This window comes from Dietzia aerolata (genome assembly GCF_014144865.1).
In the GTDB taxonomy this organism is placed as follows: Bacteria; Actinomycetota; Actinomycetes; order Mycobacteriales; family Mycobacteriaceae; genus Dietzia; species Dietzia aerolata.
The window spans coordinates 1-3,684 of sequence record NZ_JAALDM010000292.1; the positions used below are offsets into that span (position 1 = coordinate 1).

General features: G+C 68.3%; 5 protein-coding genes and 1 pseudogene. 2 read left to right on the forward strand and 4 right to left on the reverse strand.

What is annotated here, in order from left to right; all coding sequences use genetic code 11:
* From G6016_RS15135 to G6016_RS15150, 4 genes and pseudogenes are all read right to left on the reverse strand, one after another.
* Positions 1–301: pseudogene (locus tag G6016_RS15135) on the reverse strand (HNH endonuclease); the annotation flags it as partial.
* 153 nt (positions 302–454) lie between these two features.
* A complete protein-coding gene (locus G6016_RS15140) occupies positions 455–886 on the reverse strand; it encodes a hypothetical protein (protein WP_182633442.1) in 432 nt (143 codons plus the stop codon).
* Between the two features lie 97 nt (positions 887–983).
* A complete protein-coding gene (locus G6016_RS15145) occupies positions 984–1,400 on the reverse strand; it encodes a hypothetical protein (protein WP_182633443.1) in 417 nt (138 codons plus the stop codon).
* 3 nt (positions 1,401–1,403) lie between these two features.
* Complete coding sequence (locus G6016_RS15150) at positions 1,404–2,300, reverse strand: glycosyltransferase family 2 protein (RefSeq protein WP_182633445.1); 897 nt, start codon at positions 2,298–2,300, stop codon at positions 1,404–1,406.
* A gap of 101 nt (positions 2,301–2,401) precedes the next feature.
* Here G6016_RS15150 and ppgS point away from each other — a divergent pair, with 101 nt between their 5' ends.
* Both ppgS and G6016_RS15160 read left to right on the forward strand, forming a co-directional pair.
* On the forward strand, positions 2,402–3,136 hold the full coding sequence (gene ppgS, locus G6016_RS15155) for a polyprenyl-phospho-N-acetylgalactosaminyl synthase PpgS (RefSeq protein ID WP_182633446.1): 735 nt from the start codon (positions 2,402–2,404) through the stop codon (positions 3,134–3,136).
* Positions 3,133–3,519, forward strand: a complete 387-nt coding sequence (locus G6016_RS15160; RefSeq protein WP_182633444.1) for a DUF2304 domain-containing protein — start codon at positions 3,133–3,135, stop codon at positions 3,517–3,519. Before ppgS ends, G6016_RS15160 begins: the two co-directional genes overlap by 4 nt.
* The last annotated feature ends 165 nt before the right edge of the window (positions 3,520–3,684 follow it).

Genomic DNA, 3,684 nt, shown 5'->3' on the forward strand with positions numbered 1-3,684 from the left:
CGATTCCGGAATCGTTCAACCGGGAGCGCGCGTCCCCCGGTGCCAGACCGAGACCGGCGGTGAGCATCTGGCGCTCGTTGATGAAGCCCATCTGCCGACCGGTACTCGAGCGCCGGGCCTGGGCGAGGACGCGCGCCTGCGTTGCCCGGATCCGCCGCTGCGCCTGTTCGAGCGCCACCAGCTCCGCGTGAAGCTCCTGCGCGCAGGCTTCGGACCAGTCCCGCTCGAGGTGCTCGTCGAGCGCCGCCAGCACAGCGGTCAGCTCGCCGCCAGCCTGCCGCCCACCCGCTGTCTCGTTCATGAGTTCGATATAAGCATGCGGGTACGACACGATGAGTAACTACTGGTCAGAGCATCATATGTCGAATGTATTTGCGCTGCAGCTTAGATTTCGCAGGCGCGGCCACGGCGAGAGGCAGAGGACCTCACTGCCGAGTGACCCCACGCGCGTGGCTCACCCGAGTTCGCGCAGCACTACCGGTGCCGGGAATGGCACAACGATCTCCTCGCCCACATCTTCGATGGCGTCGGTCAACGCCGTGGTGAGCACGATCCGGTCGTCGTAGACGTGAGCGATCCGGACGGTGATGGACTCGACGTCGTCGTCGTCCTGGTCTTGATCTTGGTGTGGTTCTTGATCTTGATCTTGTTCTTGACCTTGATCTTGGGCTGCAAGCCTGGGGCCGCGGTACTCGAAGCGCTGCGCGAGGAACCTCAGGCCGATCGCCTCGAGCGCCTCCTCGGCCTCGAACCAGTCGTCGACCGGCTCCAGCGCGCGGCCCAGCCGGTCGATCGGCACCAGGCGCGGGTCGGCGACAGCCATGTCGATCCAGCCGATCAGCTCGCCGTCCTCGCGGCGGTGCGGGATCCAGGTGTCGGGGAGCATTCCCCGAGTGTGCCCGAGGCGGCGCGGGGTTGGGCGGTGCGGCGGGGGTTGGGCGATGCGGCGTCAGTGGTCGGCGGTGAGGGCAGCCGCTGCGGCGTCAGGCGGTGACGATCGCTTGCATCACCATGAACGCCACCAGCGGCACGAAGAGGGTCAACGCGATCGCCAGGCCCAGTGTCCAGAGTTTCCTGGTCAGGACCATGATCACGCCCATCACGATGACCGTCACGAGCAGCGCGGTGATCGCGGTGAACGCCATGATGTTCTGCCACTGCGGCTCGCAGATCAGCTCGGTGCTGTCGGTGTAGCAGGAGTCCGAGAGCATCGCCGACAGGCCGCCGAAGAGCATGCTGCCGAAGCCCACCACGAGGATCTCGACGACCCAGACCGCCAGACCGAGGGGCCAGAGGACCGGGTTGGTCGGGCGAGCGGGCACGTCAGGCCCGCCGTGCTCGGCCCCTGCCGGCCCACCGTGCTCGGCGCCTGCCGGCCCGCCCCGCTCGGCCCCCGTCACGGGTCAGAACTTCCGGAACGTGTGGCCCAGCAGCTTCTTTCCACCCTCGGCGAGCTTGCCGGCCTTGGCGGCGGTCGGCAGCAGGGACAGCGCGTTGAGGCGGGAGGTCACGTGCAGGCGCGCGGCGCGCTCGGCGTTCTTCCAGCCGCGGCCCGCAAAGGCGTCGGCCTCGCCGGAGAAGAAGCGGGCCTCCTCGTCGAAGCGGCGGCCATCCAGCGCGCGCACCGACGAGTCGGACGCCGAGTGGCGGCGGTACAGGAACGCCAGAGTGGGGTCGTAGACCATGTGGCCGCCGCCGGTGATCACATCGACCAGCAGCGCGAGGTCCTGCACCACGTCCAGGCCCTCGCGGAAGCCGATGCGCTTGACCCACTCGGAGCTCCACGCCAGGGACGGGAAGTAGGTCCAGTTGCCGTGCATGAGCGAGGTCATGAGCTTCTCACCGTGCAGCACGGTGCGGCCGTCGGCCTTGGGGGTGGTGAACGACTTGACGCTGTCGCCCAGGCCGCGCACGGCGGTGCCGTTCTCGTCGATGACGTTGACGCCCACCTCCATCACCGCGGCGTCGGGCACGGCGGCGAACCCGTCGGCGACGACCTGCAGGTAGTTGGGCAGCATGATGTCGTCGGCGCCCATGATCACCACGATCGGCGCGGTGACCATGCCGATGCACTTGCGGTAGTTGCCGTTCGCACCGAGATTGGTCTCGTTCTTCTCGTACGTCACGCGGCTGTCGCGGGCGGCGATCTCACCCATGTAGCGGGCGGGCTCGGGATCCGGGTAGCCGTCATCCACCACGACGAGCCGGAAATCGGTGTAGCTCTGGGCCAGGACACTGTCCACGGCCTTCTTGAAATGGTCGACATCCCCGTAGTAGGGAAGCATCACATCAATGGCCATCGGGGAACCGCCGTCCTTGTCGTCTCCGGGTTGTCCGTCCGATCGCATAGTATCGACCCTCGATGAGCGGAGACAGTGTGCGGCCCACGCGGCCCGAGGAAATGGCCGGGGACACCCCCGCCCGGTCAGCCGGGGACCCCGGCCGCAATCGTGACGTCTGGCTCGTCGTCCCCTGCTTCAACGAGGGCACGGTGATCGAGGACGTCCTGCGGCATGCGCGGGAGACGTTCCCCAACATCGTCGCGGTGGACGACGGCTCGGTCGACGACTCCGCCATGGCCATCCACCGCGCCGGCGCCCACCTGGTGCGCCACCCGGTGAACCTCGGCCAGGGCGCGGCCATCCAGACCGGCGTCGAGTACGCGCGCGCCCAGCCCGGCGCCCGCTACTTCGTCACCTTCGACGCGGACGGCCAGCACCAGATCAAGGACGTCCTGACGATGGTAGGGCGCCTGCGCAGCGAGCCGGTGGACATCGTGGTGGGCACCCGCTTCGGCCGTCCCCGCGCCGAGGACGACCAGGTGCCGCTGATCAAGCGCCTCGTCCTGCGCACCGTGGTGATGCTCAGCCCGCGCACCCGCCGGCTGGGCCTGACCGACGCCCACAACGGCCTGCGCGTGTTCAACCGTCGCGTCGCCGAGGACCTCAACCTGCGCATGAACGGCATGAGCCACGCCAGCGAGTTCGTGGAGCTCATGGACGCCAACGGCTGGCGGGTCGCAGAAGAGCCGGTCGACATCCTCTACACCGAGTACTCGATGTCCAAGGGGCAGTCGCTGCTCAACGGGATCAACATCCTGTCTGACGGGATCGTGGGACGGAGGCTGCCGCGATGATCAAGGTTCTCCTGCTGTTGGCCGGTGCCGCGCTGGTGCTGTTCTTCGTGACCAACCGCCGCAAGGCGCGGGCGAAGGCCGGCGTGAAGATCGGCTTCGTCCTGTTCGTGGTGTTCATGGTGTACGCCGTGATCCGCCCGGATGATCTGACCGTGGTGGCCAACGCCCTCGGCGTCCAGCGCGGCACCGACCTGGTCCTGTACGCGCTGGTCATGGGCTTCGCGTTTGTCACCGTGTCGACGTACGTGCGGTTCCGCGAGCAGGAGCTGCGGTACGCGAGGCTCGCTCGCACGATCGCGCTGTCCAATGCGGTGCGGCCCGAGGATCACGTCGATGTGCAGATCATGAAGCCCGTCGCCGACGACGATCCCCTCAACGACTGAGCGTCCGTCGTGGACTCCGCGCGGGACATGCCGGTGCCTGGCGCAACCGCGCGGGGCGTGCCGGTGGCTGGCGCAACCGCGCAGGACATGCCGGTGCCTGGCGCCACCGCGCGGGATGAGGACGTCCGTGGGGAGGCCGCCCGGCTCCGGGTCCGCCTCGCCGCG